Genomic DNA, 18039 nt, shown 5'->3' on the forward strand with positions numbered 1-18039 from the left:
GCGTTCATGATGGGCAGGTCGCGGGTGCGCCTGCCGCGCCGGATCAGCGTTTGCCGAATGCGCTGTCGGCATCGTCCTCGAGCGCGGCGATCACGGCGGCGGTGTCCTGGTCCAGCACCGGCGCGGCAAACGGCGCCGGTCCCGGCGTGCGGCCGAAGCGGATCGACTGGGCGACGCCGCGGTAACGGCCCACCAGCGGGTGCTCGAAGGTGTCGATGATGCCCTGCGATTGCACTTGGGGGTGGTCGAACATGTCCTCGATCCGGCGCGCGGCGGCGCACGGTACCTCGTCGCCGAACAGGTCCTCCCATTCCAGCGCGCTGCGCGCGGCGAGCGCCGCGTGCTCCGGCCGTGCACCGGGCACGAACAGCTTGCTACGCATCGGCTTGCCCGCCTGTCGCCATCCTCGTCATGAGCGGCAGTGTGCGGCATGGCACGACGGCAATCGAGCCGATGCGCCATGTTCAAAAGATAGTTTTTCTATCGAACCGGCGGCGGTGGCGCAGCAGCGAGGCGCTGTAGATGCGGCGGGTTTCCCGATGCGCTGACGCTCGGTGCGCGCCTGCCCGGGCGGGGTGCCGAATGTCGTGAAATGGGCCCACCAGGACTCGAACCTGGAACCAAGGGATTATGAGTCCCCTGCTCTAACCATTGAGCTATAGGCCCGCGAGCGTGGGAGTTTACCGTAGGGCGCGGCGCGCCCACGAGGCCGGACCTTCGCCGGAACGAAGAAGCCCCGCGTCGGCGGGGCTTCCTGGCAGGCGCGGCGGGTTGTCCGGTCATTGTCTGGCTTGCTGGGGCACCTTGCGCACCTTGTCCATCGGGTAGCCCAGCGCCTGCACCCGCGCCAGCAGCGCGTCGTAGTCGGCCTGCGCGATGGTCGGCGTGCGCGCCATCACCCACATGTAGTCGCGCGCATCGCGGGCCACGATGACCTGGCTGTAGTCGTCCTTCAGCCAGGCCACGATGTACTGCGCCTTCAGCGGCCAGAATACCTGCACGCCCCACACCGCGTTGCCGGTGCCGGGCTTGACGAAGCCGGTGGAGTGGATCTCCTTGCGTTCGCCGTCGAAGCTGCCGTTGCGGAAGTGGAACGAGGTGGCGACGTTGCCATCGGGCCTCAGCGTGTAGACCTCGACCGCGTTGTACGCGTTCTTCTCGAAGCGGGTGGGGATGGTGGCGATCACGTACCAGTCGCCCATGAAGCGGGGCAGGTCGACATGGGCCACCGGCGTGATCGGCGGCAGCTCCCTGGCGAAAGTGTTGACGTTGAACAGCATGAGGCAGGCCAGCAAAAAGGTCGTCAGGATTCTCATGGCGTCTCCGCGGCGATCGAGGGGCGGGTGTCGACCGCGGGGCGCACGAAGCGGTAGTGCGCGACCAGCCACTGCTGGCCGTCGGCGTAGCCGAACAGCTCGGCGCAGGACATCCAGAACATGCGCCAGCGCTGGAACCACAGCGGCGCGGCCTTGCTGCCGTAGGCTTGCGCCAGTACCTTCATCACCTCGTCGTGGTGCGCATCCTGGTTGGCCAGCCAGTGGTTGGCGGTGCGCTGGTAGTGCGTGCCGTCGACATGCCAGCGCTGCTCGATGTGCAGCGCGGACTGGAACCACAGCAAGGTGTCCGACGCCGGCATCAGCCCGCCGGTGAAGAAGTGCCGGCCCATCCAGTTGTCGTCGCCCTCGGTCTCGAACGGATACATCGCCGTGCGGTGCGCGAAGATGTGCACGAACAGCTTGCCGCCGGGTTTCAGCCAGCCGGCGATGCGGTTCAGCAGCGTCTCGTAGTTGCGCATGTGCTCGAACATCTCGATCGACACGCAGCGGTCGAACTGCGTCGGATCGAGTTGCAGCGCGTTGACGTCGCAGGTGATCACCTGCACGTTGAACAGGCCACGTCGGCGGCATTGCGCCTCGATGTGCTGGCGCTGCGGGGCGGAGTTGGATACCGCGGTGATCCGCGCGCTCGGAAAATGCTCGGCCATCCACAGGGTCAGCGAGCCCCAGCCGCAGCCCAGTTCCAGTATCGACTGGCCATCGGCGAGCTGGGCGCGTTCGCCGTACAGCTTGAGCATCGCTTCCTCGGCCTGGTCCAGCGACTCGTCGCCGCGCGGGTAGTAGCAGGACGAATACTTCAGGCGCTTGCCCAGGCAGAGTTCGAAGAACGCCGGCGGCAGCTCGTAGTGCTGCGCGTTGGCCGCGTCGGTGTGGATCGCCACCGGGCTGTGGCGCAGCATCTCGATGCGCTGTGCATATCGCTCGGCCTGCGCGTCCAGGCCGCCGGCCTGTTCCTCGCGCAGGCGTTGCGCACACAGTCGGCGGATGCCCTGGCGCAACAGCGCGTCGGGGATGCGGCCGCGTTCGGCCATGCCCAGCAGGCCTGGCGCCGGGCGCTCGCTGGCCAGTTCGGTGGAAGCGGGGGTGGTCATCGCGGGGTCCTCCTGGGGAACCATGGAATAAGCATCGCCGTGGTGCGCTGGTAGTCGCGGTAATCCTCGCCGCGCGTGCGCAGCGCCTGTGCCTCGGTGTATGGCACGCCGCTGATCCAGCGCAGGAACACGTACATGACTACCGGCCCGGACCACGCCAGCCAGCCGATCGGCGAACCGATCGCCAGGCAGACGTAGGCGAACCAGTGCAGCCATTCGAAGAAGTAGTTCGGGTGGCGCGAATACCGCCACAGGCCATCGCGGCAGGTCTTGCCACGGTTGGCCGGGTCGTTGCGGAAGCGCGCCAGTTGCGCATCGGCGAGCGACTCGCCCAGCACGCCCAGCAGCCAGATGGCAACGGCCGCGGCCAGCCACGGCGCGGACGCCTGCGGGTTGCGCGCGACCGCCGCGAACGGCAGCGCGAACAACACGATCAGGAAGGCCTGGAACTGGAAGAAGGCGAAGAACTTCCACTGCGCGCCCTGCCAGTGCGCGCGCAGGTTGCGATAGCGACCGTCCTCCGCTTCGCCACGCACGCGCCGCCAGAGGTGCAGGGACAAGCGCAGGCCCCACGCGCCGCCGAGGCATGCCAGCATCGCGCGTGTCCACGGCGCGCCGCTGCCGGTGAGCGCCAGCAGGACGGCGCTGCCGCCCACGCCCGCCGCCCACAGCACGTCGACGATGCCCGCATTGCTGCGCCTGCGCTGCCACTGCCAGCCCAGCGTCATCATCAGCGCGGCCAGCAGCCACACGATCAGAAGTTGCCACCCGGGATTCATGCGCGGGCTCCCCGCGTTGCCGGCCGCGGCTGCGTCGAGGCGCGGCCGAGGCGCGCCAGCCACGCCAGCGCCGGTGTCGCCAGCGCCCAGCCGAGCGCCAGTGTTAGCAGCGCGCGCCACGTCGGTTCGGCAAACGTCACCACCTGCCAGCCGCGCGCCGCACCCAGATAGGCCAGCGGACCGCCGACCAGCCCCAGCAGCGCCGCCAGCCACAGCCGCGTCTGCAGGTAGCGCAGGGACTGGCTGAAGGTCAGCGCGAAGGTCACCCACAGCGCGAGAATCCACGCCGGTGCCAGCGCCGGGTTCGGCCAGCCGGCCGCGTAATCGGCCAGCCCGCTCCGACTGAGCGTGCCGTCCAGCAGGAAACCCATCACCAGCCCGGCGGCCATCAGGGCGAGATCGACGCGGAGGTTGCGGGCGCAGGCCAGCTGCACCAGCGCGTAGACCAGCATGCCGAGCACGCCCGGCCACGCCAGCCCGTGACCTGCGCCGATCACCGCGGCAAACCACACGGCCTGGTAGCCGATCAGGCTGAGCCAGAAACTCATGCCGGCCGGCCCGGCGACGATGCGGCAGGGCGATGACCCGGCTTGGCCATCAACAGGTGCGCCACGCCGATCGAGCGTTCGCGGAAGCCGCCTTCGCAATACGCCAGGTAGAACTCCCACAGGCGCACGAAACGTTCGTCGAAGCCCTGCGCGCGCACTTGCGGCAGGCGGGCCATGAAGCGCTCGCGCCATGCCTTGAGCGTCTGCGCGTACGAACTGCCGAAGTCCTCCAGCCGGATCAGGCTCAGGTCGCTGGCGCGGGTCTTGGCCGCGAGCAGTGCGCTGATCGAGGGGATGAAGCTGCCGGGAAACACGTGGCGCTTGATGAAGTCGACCGACCTCAACGCCTGCGCGTAGCGGTGGTCCTCGATGGTGATCGCCTGCACCAGCGCCAGGCCCTCCGGCTTCAGCAGGCGGCCGAGCTTGCCGAAATAGACGTCCAGATACGGGGCGCCGATCGCCTCGACCATCTCGATCGAGACCAGCTTGTCGTACTGGCCGTCGAGGTCGCGGTAATCTTCCAGCAGCACGGTGACGTGTCCCTGCATGCCGGCTTCGGCGACGCGCTGGCTGGCCAGCGCATGCTGCTCGCGCGAGATCGTGGTGGTGGTGACATGGCAGCCGTAGTGCTGCGCCGCGTACAGCGCGAAGCCGCCCCAGCCGGTGCCGATCTCGATCACCCGGTCGGCGGGCTGGAGGTCGAGCTGGCGGCAGATCCGCTCCAGCTTCCGTGCGGAAGCGGTTTCCAGCGTGTCGGCCGGGTCGCTCCAGATCGCCGAGGAGTACATCAGGTCCGCCGAGAGGAACAGGCTGAAGAAATCGTTGCCCAAGTCATAGTGCGCGGCGATGTTGCGGCGGCTGCCGTCGCGGGTGTTGCGACGCAGCGCGTGCCACAGCCGCATCGCCATGCCGCCGAGCCGGGCCACGCCGCTCTCCATCCCGTCGAGCAGGTCGCGGTTGCGCACCAGCAGCTGGATCAGGCCGACCAGGTTGTCGCAGCGCCACTGGCCGTCCATGTACGACTCGCCGGCGCCGACGCTGCCATGGCGCGCCACTGCGCGGTAGAAGCCCGGGTCCAGCACCTGCAGGTGGATCTGCAGCGTGGGCTGCGCACTGGCGGGTTCACCCAGCTCGGCCGTGCCGCAGGCGTCGCTCAGCACCAGCCGGCCGTGGCGCAGGCCGCGCATCCGCTCGAGCAGTTGCCGGCGCAGGAAGCGATCGAGCCCGCCGAATGCGGCGTCGTCGCGGGTACGGGTGCTGGCGATATCGTTCATGGCAAACCTCGGGAGCGTTCGTTTCAGTCGGCAGGGCGCGCGGGCGGCGCCGGATGGTCGTGCACCGGATTGCGCTTCAGCCACAGCCGCAGTGCATGCCAGTGGATCGCGCCGACCACCTGGGCGGTCATCAGCGGATAGCGCCAGAGCACGCGCGCCAGCGACGCGCCGGTCAGCGGCAGGCGCCGCAGGTTCAGCGTGGCGTCGAACGTGCGCCGGCCTTCGCGCATCACGTTCATGTGCACGCGCAGGTCCTCGGCCGGCACGGTGAAGCGCCAGTCGTAGGTGCAGTCCATCGGCATGAAGGGCGACACGTGGAAGGTCTTGGCAAAGTTCCAGTGCAGTGCGCGGCCATGCACCTGTGCGTCCTCGACCGGCAGCACATAGGCGTGGCGCTGCTTCCACGGCGTGTTGGTGATTTCGGCCAGCACCGCCAGCAGGGTTTCGCCATCCTCGGCGAAGCAGTAGTAGAAGCTGACCGGGTTGAACACCATGCCGGCGTAACGCAGGTGGGTGAGCAGGCGGATCGGACCGCTCGGCCGCGTGCCGGTGGCTTGCTCCACCCGCTGGCGCACCGCATCGGTCAGCGACAGGGTCGCCGGTCCCAGGTAGTCGCTGCGGCGGAACTGCGCCAGGTTGCGATGCGTGGTCGACCACAGCCAGCGCTCGGCGAATATCCGCTCGACCTCGTCCAGGTCCAGGTACAGCTGGGCCATGCGATAGCTGAACGCGTGTGCGTGCGGCTCATGCCGACGGTGGCGCACCACGCCTTCGTACACGGCGCTGGCCAATCGCAGCTTCGAGCTGGCCGGTTTCGTCGTCACGCCATCAGCTCCGCCTGGTGCGGAGTGGGCGTCGCCACCGGCGCATGGTCCGGTGGCCAATGCACGCCGAGCGACGCAGCCACCTCGACCGCGCTGCGCATGCCGTCCTCGTGGAAACCCCAGCCCCAGTACGCGCCGGCAAACCAGGTGCGGCGCCAGCCCTGGATTTCGGCCTTGCGCGCCTGCGCCTGCACCGAGGCGCGGGTGTAAACCGGATGGTGGTAGCGCATGCGCGCCAGGACCTTGGCCGGGTCGATTGCCTCGCTGCGATTCAGGCTGACCACGAAGGGCTCAGGCGAGGCGATGCCCTGCAGCAGGTTCATGCAGTAGCTGACCGTGCACGGCGCGGCGGGATCGCGCGGCAGCCACGCATTCCAGGCCGCCCACGCCTTGCGCCGGCGCGGCAGCACGCTGGCGTCGGTGTGCAGCACGGTGTCGTTGGCCTGGTAGGTCATCGCGCCCAGGATCGAATGCTCGCGCTCGTTCGCGTCGCCCAGCAGGCGCAGCGCCTGGTCGCTGTGGCAGGCCAGCACCAGCTGGTCGAAATGCTCCACGCCCGCCGCGCTGCACACCTCGACGCCGCCGGCGTGGCGCAGGATCGAATGCACCGGGCAGTGCAGCCGCTCGCGCACCGGCCAGTGCGCGCGCAACGCCGCCACGTAGGTCGACGAGCCGCCCTTCACCACGCGCCACTGCGGACGTCCGGCCAGTTGCAGCATCTGGTGGTTGGCCATGAACTGCACCAGGTAGCGCGCGGGAAACTGCAGGATCTGCGTGGGCGGCGACGACCACAGTGCCGAGGCCATCGGAATCAGATGTTCGTCGCGGAACGCGGTGCCGTAACCGTGCTGCAGCAGGTAATCGCCGAGGCTGGTCGTGTCCTCGGGCGTGAGCAACAGCGCGGGTGCCTCGCGGTAGAAGCGGGCGAGGTCGCGCACCATGCCGAGGAAGCGCGGCGACAGCAGGTTGCGGCGCTGGCAGAACAGCGTGTCCAGCGTGGTGGCGTTGTACTCCAGCCCGCTGGCCTCGCTGTGCACCGAAAAGCTCATCGTGGTCGGCTGCGAGGCCACGCCCAGCTGCGCGAACATCCGCGTCAGCAGCGGATAGTGCGCCGGGTTGTGCACGATGAAGCCGCTGTCGATGCGGTAGCTTTTTCCGGCCTGCTCCACCTCGTGCGTATGGGTGTGCCCGCCGAAATAGTCATTGGCCTCGAACAGCGTCACCTCATGCTTGCGCGACAGCAGCCACGCCGATGCCAGCCCCGCGATGCCCGACCCGACCACGGCGATGCGCATCGCTCAGCTCCCCGCCCTGGCCAGCACCCACGCCGGCACCGGTTTCAGCCCGCGCACCAGGCCCAGCATCGCCATCAGCTTCAGTCCGTACCAGGTCACGTCGACTTCCCACCAGCGGAAGCCCTGGCGACTGGAGCCGGGGAAGAAGTGGTGGTTGTTGTGCCAGCCTTCGCCGAACGTCAGCAGCGCCAGCCACAGGTTGTTGCGGCTGTCGTCCTTTGTCGCGTAACGACGACGGCCGAAGCGATGCGCCAGCGAGTTGATCGTCACCGTGGCGTGGAACAACACGATGGTGGACACGAAGAAACCCCACACCAGCATCTGCCCGCCACTGGTGCCCAGCTGCGGCGCCACGTGTTGCAGCAACGCGCCCAGCCCGTACATCGCCATGGCCAGCAGCAGCGGCACCGCGATGTCGAACCGATCCAGCCAGCGCAGCTCCGGATACTTCGCCAGGTCCGGTACGCGCGCCAGGTCGGTGCGGAAATTGCGCGGGGTCAGGAACCAGCCGACATGGCTCCACAGGAAGCCGTGCACGCGCGGCGAATGCGGATCGGCCGGCGTGTCCGCAACCCGGTGGTGCTGCCGGTGATGCGCCGCCCACCACAGCGGTCCGCGTTGCACGCAGGACGCACCGATCAGCGCAAACACGAACTGCACTGCGCGCGAGGTCTGGAACGTGCGATGCGAGAAATAGCGGTGATAGAACCCGGTCAGCGCGAACATGCGCAGCATGTAGAGCGCGCCCGCCACGCCCAACGCGACCGGCGACACGCCGACCCGGATCACCCCGAGGCAGGCAAGGTGCATCGCGACGAACGGTGCCGCGCGCAGCCAGTCGATCCGGTCCTCGCGGCTCTCGTCGATCTCCACCACGGTGCTGGTGTCGAACCAGCGACGCAGCGTGCGGGCCGCCCAGGAGCGCTCCGCGACCGCAACGGGGCCACCGGCAGGTGCCTGGAGGGGCGAAGGCGTTGCAGGCGATGTCGATCGGGCGGCCATCAGGGAAACATCCGGTGAGCGGTTCAATGACACATACGGCGCGAATGGCGCCGCGGATGCATGCGGATGCGAAGCCGTCGTTCGCGCCACCTCGCGGCGGCGTGTGCTGTTCAGTGCCGATCTCGCCTTGCCGGCGACGGGCGACGCGCAGGCAGCGAGCATCAAGATCTTCGTGGCCGTGCCGATACCGCATTGCGCAACGAGTGAAAAATCGCAAAAGGGGTCACCAATCGAGTCGTTGCCGCATCCATGCAGGACACGCCTTGGGTGAGCCAAGGAGTTCGCATGTCCAGTACCGATCTCGCCTTGCCCGGGCCGCAGTCCATCGCCGACCCATCGTCGGCGCTGGAAACCGTGTCTCGCCCCCTGCTGCGCGTGGTCCAGCACATCACCGGCATGGAAACCAGTTTCGTGACCGCGATTGACTGGGAAGCGCAGCGGCAAGACGTGCTGTTCAGCCTGAACACCGGGGAGTTGCAGATCGTCGAGAAAAGCCAGACCGCCTGGCATGACTCGATGTGCCGCTCCATGTTCCTCGCCGGCCAGGCGGCCAGCATGGACGTGGGCCGCGACGTGGTGGCCACGGGCGACGCGCAGACAGCGGGCATCAAGAGCTTCGTCGCCGTGCCGATCCTTGCTGGCGACATCACGATCGGCACGGTATGCAGTGCCAGCCGCCGCCCGATCGGGTTGAGCGGGGACCAGGTCGAGGCCTTGCAATGCATTGCCGACGCCGTGCAGCAGCTGCTGCAGATCGAGCTCGAGAAAACCCTTGCGCTGAGACGGGCAACCGCTGCCGAGCAGGAGGCGCGGGAAGCAATCGAAGAGGCCAGCCGGAACGCGGTCGAAGTCGAGCGCATGGCCCACCTGGCGCATACCGACGACCTCACCGGCCTGCCGAACCGGCGCGCGTTCGTCGCCCGCTGGGAGGACACGCTGGCGCGCTCCGGCCGTCTTCATTACGGCATCGGCGTGCTGCTGATCGACGCCGATCGCTTCAAGACGATCAACGACACGATGGGTCACCACATGGGCAACGAGGTGCTGGCCGCCGTCGGTGCATCGCTTCGCCAGGCGGTGCGCGGCGAGGACTTGATTGCACGCCTTGGCGGTGACGAATTTGCCATGGCCATCTGCAGTGCCAGCGGCGAGGAACTGGTCAGCCGGGCGCAGTTGATCCGGCAAAATTTTGCGGCGATTACCGCCGGGCTGGGCGTCGATTCCACGCTCAGCATCGGCATCGCCCACAGCAAGAACGGTTCGCGTCACGAGCTGCTCGCTGCCGCCGACCGGGCGCTGTACCGCAGCAAGGCCGCCGGTGGCGACCGCGCGACACTCTCGGACGGCGACGACACCTGAGCAGCCAACCCTGCCTCAGCGGGCAAGCGCGCCGTAGGCATCCAGCGCCTGCTGGCGCGATTGGCCGAGATCGACCATCGGTGGGGGGTAGCCGCTGCGTTGAAGCAGGGCGGCGTCCTTCCACGGCTCGTGGAGCAGCGCTGCGGGCGCAGCGGCCAGTTCCGGCAACCAGCGGCGCAGGTAGGCGCCATCCGGATCGAACTTGCGTGCTTGCGTCACCGGGTTGAACACGCGGAAGTAGGGCGCCGCGTCGGCGCCGCAGCCGGCCACCCACTGCCAGCCCAGCGTGTTGTTGGCGAGGTCCGCGTCGACCAGGGTGTCCCGGAACCAGCGCGCGCCGTGCTGCCAGTGCTGGCGCAGGTTCTTGGTCAGGAAACTGGCCACGACCATGCGCACGCGGTTGTGCATCCAGCCGGTGTGCCACAGCTCGCGCATGCCGGCGTCGACCAGCGGGACGCCGGTGCGGCCGCGTTGCCAGCGTTCCAGCAAGGCCTGATCCGCGGACGCCCACGGGAAATCGTCGAAGCGCGGATTGAAGTTGTCGGTGGGCGTGTGGGGAAAGTGGTACAGCAGGTGATGGGCGAATTCGCGCCAGCCCAGCTCGCGCAGATACGGCTCGATGTCGGGGCGGCGTGTGGCGTCGGCGGCACGGGCGCGAAGATCGAGTTCGAAGTGGATTTGCCGCGGCGAAATCTCGCCGAAGTGCAGGTGTGGCGACAGCCGCGAGGTGCCATGGCGCGCGGGCAGGTCGCGTGCGTGCGCGTAGTCGCCGATGGCGTCGTCGGCGAATATCTCCAGCAACTCCTGCGCGCCGGCTTCGCCCGGTTGCCAGCTGGCGGCCAGGCCATCGGCCCAGGCGATGCGCGGCAGCAGCTCGAGTGCCGCCAGCGGCAGGCTGCCGGACAAGTCGCGCCAGCCCGGCACGCGTGGCGCGGGCAGCGGTCCGGTCGCCTGCAGTTGCGCACGCAGGTTGCGCCAGTACGGCGTGAACACCTTGTACGGCTGGCCTTGCTGAGTGGCGATCTGCCATGGCTCGCACCACAACGCGGCGTTGTGGCTGTGCACCGCGACGCCGTCGGCCTGCAGGGCGCTCTTGATGCGCGTGTCACGCTCGATCGCGGCCGGCTCGTACAAGCGGTTCCAGTACACCGTGCGTGCACCGCTGCGGTCGATCAGCTCGCGCAGGGTGCCCAGCGGCTCGCCACGACGCAGGTGCAGGGCGGCGCCGGCATCGCGCAAGTCGTGGTCCAGCGCCAACAGCGAATGGTGCAGCCACCAGCGGCTGGCGGCGCCGGTGGAGCCGGCGTCGTCATCGGCATGGATGAAGACCGGCAGCACCCGTGCGTGTTGCGTACAGGCCGCGCTCCACGCCGGGTTGTCGGTGAGGCGCAGGTCGCGCCGGAACAGCACCAGCGCCGTGTCCATCGCGTCGCGCGCGGACACGGTTCTAGAAGCCGAACAGCGGTTGCAGCGTGCGCGCGAGCCAGCCGGAGAACTTCAGCGGCGCATCGGTGGCGGCCACGCAGATGCACGGCACGCCGGGCGAGGTCACCGGCTGGTGCAGGGTTTCGCCGTCCAGGTCGGCCACGTCGCCGGGGCCGAAGTGACCGAGCAGGTCGTCGTAGGCGCCGTCCAGGATCATCGTCAGCTCGCTGCCGCCGTGGCTGTGCAGAGGCAGTTTGCTGCCTGGCGCGATGCGCAGCAGCATCAGGTCGCCGCCAGCGATGCCGCCGGCGCGAATGCGCTGCACGCCCGGCGCCACGCGCTTCCAGCGCAACGCGCGCAGGGACTGGCCGAACCACGGGTGCAGGGCGCGCGGCAGGCGATCGGGATCGCGGGCATCGACGGCCTCGGGCGGCAACGCCGCCTGCCCGGTCTCCGGCTCGGCATCGAGCCGGGCCAGGATCGCGATGCGCGCATCCTCCGCCGGGCCTTCTGCGCGTTGCTGTTGCAGCAGGGCACCGCCGATCTGGTCGGCGTCCCGCAGATGCGCGCGGCACTCCGCGCAGCGTTCCAGATGAGCCGCCGCAACCACCGCCAGCGCGGCGGGCAGGGCGCCGGCGGAATAGCCGATCAGGGTGGCGTCGTCGAGGTGACGATTCGGCTTCATCGCGCGCCCCTCATGCTGCCCTGCAGTTTGGCGAACGAGCGCCGCAGCGAGGATTTGACCGAGCCCAGCGGCATGTCCAGCTCCCGCGCGATCTCGCTGTGGCTTTTGCTTTCTAGGTAACACATGCGAACCAGCTTGGCCTGCACCGGGGGAAGTTGATCGATGGCCTGCTTCAACAGGTCCTGGTCGAAGGAGGATTCGGGCTGCGAGTCGAGCCGGCCGGATTCGAGCTGGTCGAGCTGGTCCAGGCCTTCCTGGATCGGCGACCAGTGCGGTTCCCTGCGCACGTGGTCGATGTAGAGGTTGCGCGCCACGCGATACAGCCAGGTGGCGAGGCTGGCGCGCGCCGGATCGAACATCGCGGCCTTGCGCCACAGCGTCAGCAAGGCCTCCTGCACCAGCTCGTCGGCGATCGATTCGGGCACGCCGAGGTTGCGCAGGTAGCGCTGCAGGCGTGGCGCGAAGTGATCGAAGATGCGCATGAAACTCGCGCGGTCACGCTGCGCGGACACGGCGGCCATCTGCGTCGACCAGTAACGTGCGTCAGGCATGGCGTGGTTCACGGCGGCAGGCACGGGTCGTATCGCCCGAAAGGGCGTCACCTCGGTGGCAGAGCGATCCGGACCCATCATACGCAACTTTCCGCTGGCGACCGGGGCCACATGCCCGACGATCGGACATGCTCCCTGTCACAGGCATACGGCGGGCGCGGCCATTCGGATTCAACCGCATCGAAAATCGCCGGCGAGCGGCCGGGCAAAAGAAAGCCCCGCACGTGGCGGGGCTGTTCCGGTGGTGCGTTGGCGTGCGCCTACTCGACGTCGAGGAACGAGCGCAGCTGTTCGGAGCGGCTCGGGTGGCGCAGCTTGCGCAGCGCCTTGGCCTCGATCTGGCGGATCCGCTCGCGGGTGACGTCGAACTGCTTGCCGACCTCTTCCAGGGTGTGGTCGGTGTTCATGTCGATGCCGAAGCGCATGCGCAGCACCTTGGCCTCCCGCGGGGTGAGCCCGGCGAGCACGTCGCGCACGGTTTCCATCAGGCCGGTCTCGGTGGCCGAGTCGATCGGCGAGCTGGCGTTGCCGTCCTCGATGAAGTCGCCCAGGTGGGAATCCTCGTCGTCGCCGATCGGGGTTTCCATCGAGATCGGTTCCTTCGCGATCTTCAGCACCTTGCGGATCTTGTCCTCGGGCATCTCCATTTCCTTGGCCAGTTCCTCCGGCGTCGCCTCGCGGCCGAACTGCTGCAGCATCTGGCGGGAAATGCGGTTCAACTTGTTGATCGTCTCGATCATGTGCACCGGGATGCGGATGGTGCGCGCCTGGTCGGCGATCGAGCGGGTGATCGCCTGGCGGATCCACCAGGTGGCGTAGGTCGAGAACTTGTAGCCGCGGCGGTATTCGAACTTGTCCACCGCCTTCATCAGGCCGATGTTGCCTTCCTGGATCAGGTCGAGGAACTGCAGGCCGCGGTTGGTGTACTTCTTGGCGATCGAGATCACCAGGCGCAGGTTCGCCTCGACCATTTCCTTCTTGGCGCGCCGGGCCTTGGCCTCGCCCGAGGCCATGGCGCGGTTGATGTCCTTGATGTCGATCAGCGGCAGGAACAGCTTGCGCTCGATCGCGGCCAGCTTCTCCTGCTCGGCGTCGATCGCCTCGCGGTAGATCTTGATGTTCGGCGACCACTTCTGCCGCTTGCGGCTGAGCTCGGCGACCCACTCGAGGTTGCCCTCGTTGCTGGGGAAGGCCTTGATGAACTCGGCCTTGGGCATCTTCACCTGCTTGACGAAGATGTCCAGCAGCACGCGCTCGTGATGGCGGATGTCGCCCACGACCTCGCGCAGCTTGCGCACGAAACCGTCGATCAGCGCGCTGGGCAGCTTGAGCTTGAGGAACTCCTCGGCCATCTGGTCGCGCAGCTTGACGATCTTCTTGTCGGTGATGCTGGCGGCTTTCGGCGCGGCCTTCTGGAACTTGGCGTAGTACTCGCGCAGCAGCTCCATGCGGCGCTTGACCTCCTCCGGGTCCGGACCGGTGGGGCCGGCTTCTTCCTCTTCGCTGGCGTCGTCGGAATCCTCGTCGTCGCCATCGGATTCCTCGTCCAGGCCAAGCTCGGCGGCCTCGGCGGCGGCGGCTTCCTTCTCCTTGCGGGCGAGGTCGGCGGCTTCCTCCAGGTCGAGGAAGCCGGCCAGGATCTCGCTGAGGCGGCGCTTGCCGTCCAGGTGCTGGTCGTATTCCTCCAGCAGCAGCTCGATGGTCAGCGGGAAACTGGCCAGTGCGGTCTGCACCTGGCCCAGGCCTTCCTCGATGCGCTTGGCGATGGCGATCTCGCCCTCGCGGGTGAGCAGCTCGACCGTGCCCATCTCGCGCATGTACATGCGCACCGGGTCGGTGGTGCGGCCCACTTCGGCGTCCACGGCGGAGAGCAGCGCCACGGCCTCTTCGGCGGCGGAGTCGTCATCGCCCGGGCCGCCGCCGGGGGCGGCGCTGTCGGAGATGGTGTCGGTATCCGGCGCGGCGTCATGGACTTCGATGCCGACGCCCTTGAGCACCGCCATGATGTCTTCGATCTGCTCCGGGTCGACGATGTCGTCGGGGAGGTGATCGTTGATCTCGGCGTAGGTCAGATAGCCCTGCTCCAGGCCCTTCGAGATGAGTGCCTTGATTTCCGACTGTTGCTCATGGGGAGCTTTGCTGTTCATGGATTGACCGACCGCCAAAGGGGTGCAAGAACCGGACATTATAGCGATGTGCTGCTTTTCTGACCAGTTTTCAAGTGAAAAATTCTGTCGTCTGCCGCGTCGGACGACACGCAAAATTCGAGCCAGACCGCGGTGTTGGCGCTGTCTGCGGGGTGCCGCGCGGCACCTCGGTCAGGCAGTGTCCAGCCAGAAGGTGACCGGGCCGTCGTTGACCAGCTGGACCACCATATGGGCACCGAAGCGTCCGGTTTCCACCCTCGGATGGGCAACCCGCGCCAGTCCCAGCAGGTAGTCAAACCAGTGGCGCGCATGCTCGGGCGCGGCGGCGCGGGTGAAGCTGGGGCGCATCCCCGAGCGGGTGTCGGCGGCCAGGGTGAACTGGCTGACCAGCAGCAGGCCGCCGCCGGTGTCGCGCAGCGAGCGGTTCATGCGGCCGGCATCGTCGGCGAACACGCGGTAGCCGAGCAACCGTTCCAGCATGCGCCGGGCCTGCGCCTCGCCATCCTCCGGCTGCACCGCGACCAGCGCGAGCAGGCCGGCGTCGATCGCGCCGACGGTCTCGTCCTCGACCTGCACGCTGGCGGAGGTCACGCGCTGGATGAGGGAGATCATGGGGTGGCCGGGATTGGGGAATCGGGAATGGGAAAAGCATAGCGCCCGGCGGCTGATGCCACGCAGTCGGGCGAGCCCATCCGGTGCGCGCCTGACTATTCCCATTCCCGATTCCCCATTTCCGGCCCAGCTACACTTTCGCTCATGCGTTTCGACATCTACATGATCTATCTGCTGTTGCGCCTGTTGGCGCTGTTGCCGTTGCGGGCGCTGCATGGCGTCGGGGCGGGGCTGGGGCGGCTGGTGCTGTGGCGCGGGGGGCGCACGGCCCATCACACCGCGGTGAACCTGCGGATCGCGCGGCCGTTGTCGGACGCGGTGCGCCAGCGCGAGCTGCTGCGCGAGGTGATGGGCGAGAGCGGCAAGTCGATCACCGAGATCGTCAAGGTGTGGGGCGGTGGCGCCGAACGTGCGCTGGATCTGGTGCGCGAGGTGCGCGGTGAGGCGCTGCTCGATGCCGCGCTGGCGGCGGGCAGGGGCGTGATCATTGCCGCGCCGCACCTGGGCTGCTGGGAGTTGCTGAACTACTGGCTGTGCCGCAAGACGCCGATGGCGATCCTGTACCGGCCGCCGCGCATCGCCGCCATCGAGGGCCTGCTGCGCAAGGTGCGCGGGGCGCTGGCACCCGAGCAGATCCGCGCCGACGGCGCCGGCGTGCGCGCCTTGTACAAGCGCGTGGCCGCCGGCGGCGCGGTGGGCATCCTGCCTGACCAGAAGCCGCGCGCGGGCGAGGGGCGGCTGGCGCCGTTCTTCGGCCGCGATGCGCTGACCATGGTGCTGCTGCCGCGGCTGGCCGCACGCACCGGCGCCACGGTGCTGTTCGCCTTCGCCGAACGCTTGCCCGCCGGCGCGGGCTACCGCATCCACCTGCGCGAGGCGCCGCCCGGCATCGCCGATGCCGACCCGCAGGTCGCCTGCACGGCGCTCAATCGCGGCGTGCAGGATTGCGTCGAGCAAGCGTTCGCGCAGTACCAGTGGCAGTACAAGCGCTGGTCGGCGGTGGGCCTGGTCAGTCCGTACGACGACGAGAGGCGTCAGGACTGAGCCGCGTCGCCCGGCGCGGGCGATTTCTCCAGCCGGCGCAGGAACACGGTCATCTCCTTTTCGGCCTGCTTGTCGCCGCGTGCGCCGGCGGCGGCGATGCCGCGACGCCAGGCGTCGGCCGCCGAGGCGAGCTCGCCGCTGGCGAGCCGGGCCTTGCCCAACAGTTTCCACGCGGCCGAATAGGTCGGGTCGAACTCCAGCGCGCGTTCGAGTGCTGCCACCGCACCGGCGGCGTCGCCCGCATCAAGCAGGGCGCTGCCCAGCGAGTAGCGCAGCAGCGCGCCATCGCGCGGGCCGTCGCATTGGCGGCGCAGGTTGTCGAGCAGGGCGTTCAAGGCAGGCGGTAGCGGCGTTCGTCGGCCGGATAGAGCTGGGTCGGCTGTGCCGGTTCCGGCGGCGTGTGGCCGGCGCGCAGATCGGCCAGCGAACTGGCCGTCCAGATCACCACCCACGACGAGCGGAACGGCTGCGCCAGCAAGGCGTAGCGCAGGTCGGCCGGGGTCAGGTGGTCCGGCCGGTCGACCACCAGCGCATCGGGATGCGCGCGTGCGTAATCGGCCAGCGCCTGGTCGCCGTACAGCTCGGTGATCGGCCGGGTCAGCCGGCCGGCGAAGTGGAACTCGCCGGCGTAGCTGCCCATGAAGGCCAGCGGGTGGCCGGCCTGCTCGGCGCGGCCCAGCAGTTCGGCCGACGGGCGCAGGTCCCAGCGCGGCCACAGGGTCAGCGTGAACAGCGCATTCAGCGCGAACACGCCGATCAGCCCGGCCACCGCCAGCCGGCGCAGCTCGCCGCGGCCGCGCATCAGCAGCAGGATGCCGAGCAGCAGGAAGATCACGCTGAAGTAGCGGCTGTACGGCGCGACCGTGTGCGCCCAGTCGCCCTGCACGACGGCGTGCTCCACCAGCATGGGCAGCGCGAACAGCAGCAGCGCGAAGACGATCCCCCCCACGCCCAGCGGCCAGGTGCCGAGCGCGTAATGGTTGGCCAGCGCGGCGCGGCGCTCGCGCAGCACGGCGATCGCACCGGCCATCAGCAGAGCCACGCCGGCCAGCTCCGGCAGCGGGTAATACAGCTGCTTGCCGCTGATCAGCGAGAACACCACGAATGCGGGAACCAGCCAGCACAGCGCGAAGCGCAGGCCCGATTCCAGCGGCCGGCGCAGCCCGGCCACGGCCACCCACGCGCGCGGCCAGCCGCTGAACGGGAACAACAGCACCGGCAACCAAAGCACGTAGAACCAGAACGGTTCGGCGTGGTTCTGCAGATCCTTGCCTTCGGACAGCTTGTCGACCACGCGCCCTGCGGTCTGGGTGAAGAACAGCCGTTCGCGATAGGCGTCCCCCCCGACCAGGCCGGCCGGCAACGCCCATGCCAGCAGCATCGCGCCGCCGAGCAACAGCGACAGCACGCCGGAGCCGTACCAGCGCGCGCGATGCTCGCGCGCCCATTCGTTCCACAGCGGCCCGAGCAGCCACGGGAAGGCGACGTGCAGCAGCATCACCGGGCCCTTGGTCAGCAACCCCAGCCCCACGCAGACACCGAACAGCAGCCAGCGCGGTTCGACCCGTCGCGGCTTCGGCGTAAGGCACAGCAGCGCGGCCAGCACCCAGACCGCCAGCAGCACGTCGTACATGATCTGCAAGGCGAACAGGAACGCGTAGCCGAACGCCAGCAGCATCCACGGCGCGGCCTTGGCCATCCACGGCCGGTGCGGGAACAGCCGCCGCGCCAGCAGCGACACCAGCACCAGCTGCGCGCCGCCGAACAGCACCTCCAGCACGCGCGGCCACACGTCGCTGACGCCGAACACGAACCAGCCGGCCTCGATCAGCCAGAACAGCAGCGGCGCCTTCTCGCTGTACGGCGCGCCGTTGATGTGCGGCACCAGCCACTGGCCATGGCTGAACATGTCCCAGGCCACCGCCAGCGTGCGGGTGGAATACAGCGGCATCGGGCCGTGCGCGAAGATCGCCAGCAGCGCCACCAGCATCCACAGCGGCAGCCACGGCCAGACCGCGCGCAGGTGTTCGGAACGGCTGAAGGAGCTGGGCGGCACGGGGTGCACT

At 68.7% G+C, this 18039-nt stretch carries 18 protein-coding genes and 1 tRNA gene; 2 read left to right on the top strand and 17 right to left on the bottom strand.

The window, feature by feature from the left end:
- Positions 1–43: 43 nt before the first annotated feature.
- From ACVCL9_RS14805 to ACVCL9_RS14850, 10 genes are all read right to left on the bottom strand, one after another.
- Complete coding sequence (locus ACVCL9_RS14805; protein WP_447097549.1) at positions 44–382, bottom strand: CoA transferase; 339 nt, start codon at positions 380–382, stop codon at positions 44–46.
- Between the two features lie 211 nt (positions 383–593).
- Positions 594–666 (bottom strand) — tRNA-Ile (locus ACVCL9_RS14810).
- Between the two features lie 113 nt (positions 667–779).
- A complete protein-coding gene (locus ACVCL9_RS14815) occupies positions 780–1316 on the bottom strand; it encodes a lipocalin family protein (protein ID WP_395120968.1) in 537 nt (178 codons plus the stop codon).
- A complete protein-coding gene (locus ACVCL9_RS14820) occupies positions 1313–2428 on the bottom strand; it encodes an SAM-dependent methyltransferase (protein WP_447097548.1) in 1116 nt (371 codons plus the stop codon). The genes ACVCL9_RS14815 and ACVCL9_RS14820 overlap by 4 nt, the downstream gene beginning before the upstream one ends.
- On the bottom strand, positions 2425–3207 hold the full coding sequence (locus tag ACVCL9_RS14825) for a DUF1295 domain-containing protein (RefSeq protein WP_447097547.1): 783 nt from the start codon (positions 3205–3207) through the stop codon (positions 2425–2427). Before ACVCL9_RS14825 ends, ACVCL9_RS14820 begins: the two co-directional genes overlap by 4 nt.
- Positions 3204–3755 (bottom strand): DUF2878 domain-containing protein, encoded by a 552-nt coding sequence (locus ACVCL9_RS14830; RefSeq protein ID WP_447097546.1) that lies wholly within the window; start codon positions 3753–3755, stop codon positions 3204–3206. The genes ACVCL9_RS14825 and ACVCL9_RS14830 overlap by 4 nt, the downstream gene beginning before the upstream one ends.
- A complete protein-coding gene (locus ACVCL9_RS14835; protein ID WP_447097545.1) occupies positions 3752–5029 on the bottom strand; it encodes a class I SAM-dependent methyltransferase in 1278 nt (425 codons plus the stop codon). Before ACVCL9_RS14835 ends, ACVCL9_RS14830 begins: the two co-directional genes overlap by 4 nt.
- A 23-nt stretch (positions 5030–5052) precedes the next feature.
- Positions 5053–5853 (bottom strand): DUF1365 domain-containing protein, encoded by an 801-nt coding sequence (locus ACVCL9_RS14840; RefSeq protein WP_395120973.1) that lies wholly within the window; start codon positions 5851–5853, stop codon positions 5053–5055.
- The gene (locus ACVCL9_RS14845; protein WP_447097544.1) at positions 5850–7148 is read right to left on the bottom strand and encodes an NAD(P)/FAD-dependent oxidoreductase; all 1299 of its coding nucleotides are present in this window, start codon (positions 7146–7148) and stop codon (positions 5850–5852) included. Before ACVCL9_RS14845 ends, ACVCL9_RS14840 begins: the two co-directional genes overlap by 4 nt.
- Before the next feature lie 3 nt (positions 7149–7151).
- Entirely contained in the window at positions 7152–8150 is a 999-nt protein-coding gene (locus ACVCL9_RS14850; protein ID WP_447097543.1) for an acyl-CoA desaturase, read from the bottom strand.
- A 249-nt stretch (positions 8151–8399) separates the two neighbouring features.
- Here ACVCL9_RS14850 and ACVCL9_RS14855 point away from each other — a divergent pair, with 249 nt between their 5' ends.
- Positions 8400–9509 (top strand): sensor domain-containing diguanylate cyclase, encoded by a 1110-nt coding sequence (locus ACVCL9_RS14855; protein WP_447099586.1) that lies wholly within the window; start codon positions 8400–8402, stop codon positions 9507–9509.
- A gap of 15 nt (positions 9510–9524) precedes the next feature.
- On the opposite strand, the gene ACVCL9_RS14860 is transcribed toward ACVCL9_RS14855, so the two are convergent.
- The 5 genes from ACVCL9_RS14860 to dtd form a co-directional block, all read right to left on the bottom strand.
- The gene (locus tag ACVCL9_RS14860) at positions 9525–10934 is read right to left on the bottom strand and encodes a cryptochrome/photolyase family protein (protein ID WP_395121312.1); all 1410 of its coding nucleotides are present in this window, start codon (positions 10932–10934) and stop codon (positions 9525–9527) included.
- Between the two features lie 22 nt (positions 10935–10956).
- Positions 10957–11619 carry a ChrR family anti-sigma-E factor gene (locus ACVCL9_RS14865; RefSeq protein ID WP_395120977.1) on the bottom strand — a complete coding sequence of 221 codons (663 nt, stop codon included), beginning with the start codon at positions 11617–11619 and terminating at the stop codon, positions 10957–10959.
- A complete protein-coding gene (locus ACVCL9_RS14870; protein ID WP_395120978.1) occupies positions 11616–12170 on the bottom strand; it encodes a sigma-70 family RNA polymerase sigma factor in 555 nt (184 codons plus the stop codon). Before ACVCL9_RS14870 ends, ACVCL9_RS14865 begins: the two co-directional genes overlap by 4 nt.
- Before the next feature lie 260 nt (positions 12171–12430).
- Positions 12431–14317, bottom strand: coding sequence for an RNA polymerase sigma factor RpoD (gene rpoD / locus ACVCL9_RS14875; protein WP_447097541.1), 1887 nt, complete (start codon positions 14315–14317; stop codon positions 12431–12433).
- A gap of 171 nt (positions 14318–14488) precedes the next feature.
- Entirely contained in the window at positions 14489–14929 is a 441-nt protein-coding gene (gene dtd, locus ACVCL9_RS14880; protein WP_395120980.1) for a D-aminoacyl-tRNA deacylase, read from the bottom strand.
- 144 nt (positions 14930–15073) lie between these two features.
- Between dtd and ACVCL9_RS14885 the strand changes: the two genes are divergently transcribed.
- A complete protein-coding gene (locus ACVCL9_RS14885) occupies positions 15074–15973 on the top strand; it encodes an LpxL/LpxP family acyltransferase (protein WP_447097540.1) in 900 nt (299 codons plus the stop codon).
- Here the strand turns inward: ACVCL9_RS14885 and ACVCL9_RS14890 are convergent.
- Together ACVCL9_RS14890 and ACVCL9_RS14895 are read right to left on the bottom strand one after the other, a co-directional pair.
- On the bottom strand, positions 15964–16308 hold the full coding sequence (locus tag ACVCL9_RS14890) for a tetratricopeptide repeat protein (protein WP_447097539.1): 345 nt from the start codon (positions 16306–16308) through the stop codon (positions 15964–15966). The genes ACVCL9_RS14885 and ACVCL9_RS14890 overlap by 10 nt on opposite strands.
- Positions 16305–18029: an ArnT family glycosyltransferase gene (locus ACVCL9_RS14895; RefSeq protein ID WP_395120983.1), complete on the bottom strand. Its 1725-nt coding sequence runs from the start codon at positions 18027–18029 to the stop codon at positions 16305–16307. Before ACVCL9_RS14895 ends, ACVCL9_RS14890 begins: the two co-directional genes overlap by 4 nt.
- Positions 18030–18039 lie beyond the last annotated feature (10 nt).

The organism is Rhodanobacter sp. UC4438_H5, from assembly GCF_052978405.1.